The sequence below is a fragment of the Paraburkholderia polaris genome, assembly GCF_012927345.1.
GTDB lineage: Bacteria > Pseudomonadota > Gammaproteobacteria > Burkholderiales > Burkholderiaceae > Paraburkholderia > Paraburkholderia polaris.
The window spans coordinates 1-1,236 of record NZ_JABBGJ010000141.1; the positions used below are offsets into that span (position 1 = coordinate 1).

At 61.4% G+C, this 1,236-nt stretch carries 2 protein-coding genes; both read left to right on the top strand.

Translation table 11 applies throughout. The features are described from left to right. On the top strand, positions 1–439 hold a 439-nt coding region (locus tag HHL24_RS43340), incomplete at its 5' end, for a hypothetical protein (RefSeq protein WP_169491342.1). Positions 440–850: 411 nt separating this feature from the next. Then, positions 851–1,236: ankyrin repeat domain-containing protein (locus tag HHL24_RS43345; RefSeq protein WP_169491343.1), on the top strand; the 386-nt coding region annotated here is incomplete at its 3' end.

Genomic DNA, 1,236 nt, shown 5'->3' on the forward strand with positions numbered 1-1,236 from the left:
GACCGATATTGCCAAGGTGGTCTGCGATCACTGTGGCGGCGAGGTCCGAACCGATGCCGCGCCGTTGGAGAGTGCGTGGATCGTCGTCATTCACGGCGACGACCGGCTCCCGGACGCGTTCGGTGGTATCTGGCGCGAAGACGACCCAAAGGCGCTGTTCGAGCAGGAAACCGTCGTCGCGCTTGGCCCGGCAGCGATCCCGACGGGCGTGAGCACATGCAGCACGTTTGCGACGGATGGGTATCGCGATGCGAGGGCGGGGCTGCCTGCAAGTCCGCCCACACATCCGGGCACAACGGCGTTAGCGGGCGAGTATCTGATCGGCTACCGCACCGGCATGGAGACGGGAACGGCGGCAGCGCCGGCGCCGGTCGAAGTGGCGCGGCAGGACGTCGCGGTACAGGAAGCGCTGCGCGAGCTCGTGCTGGCTGTGGAGTAGGCGCCGCTGGGCATACGCGGCATCAAGAAATGGGGAACCCTCGCCTCGGTGGCGCCGTTTTTTCAAGAACAGGACGAGAGAGCAGCAAAAGCGACCGCAAGGTCGGCTCCGTCGCCCTGATCAGTTCACCTGAAACCCGCCCGCCACGCGTCCCAAAAGGGGCCGCTCGGCGGGTTTTTTTCGTGCGGTATCGTGGGCTTTTCCGAGGAAAATGTAACCCAACGTAACTGTTACGAACAGGTGCCGAGTTAAGTGTTGAGCTCCGCCGCGTTCAGAAGGCAAGCTTCCGGTCTCGGCCAAAAACGGTCATTGCACTGCCTGCCCGAAATTGACGACAATCTAACAGTCTAAACTTTGCGACAATTGGCACTGCTTGAATCGGAGCGGTCGTGATCAAGTGCGGAGGCGAAAATGGGTAAACCTTCGAGAACAGCGCTATTCTCTGCATCCCGCATGTGGGACTGGCCAACAGTCGCGGCATTATTGGTTGCAGCCCCCGAACTTGTTGCGGCGAGCGACCCGCAGGGGCACACCGCCCTGCATCGGGCATGCGCGGTCAAGCCTGGCAGTAGTCCACAATTGGTCGAACCGAACGGCGTCAAAACCATCACAACCTTGCTGGAAGCGGGTGCGGATCTCGAACAGGCCGTGCCAATGGATGAGGACGAAGGGGATTTTCGAGCTACGCCGCTATGGTATGCGGTCGCCCGTGGAGAAAACCTTCCTTTGGTCGAGTTTCTTTTGCAGCGTGGCGCCAACGCCAGCTATTCGCTTTGGGCGGCAGTCTGGCGCGACGA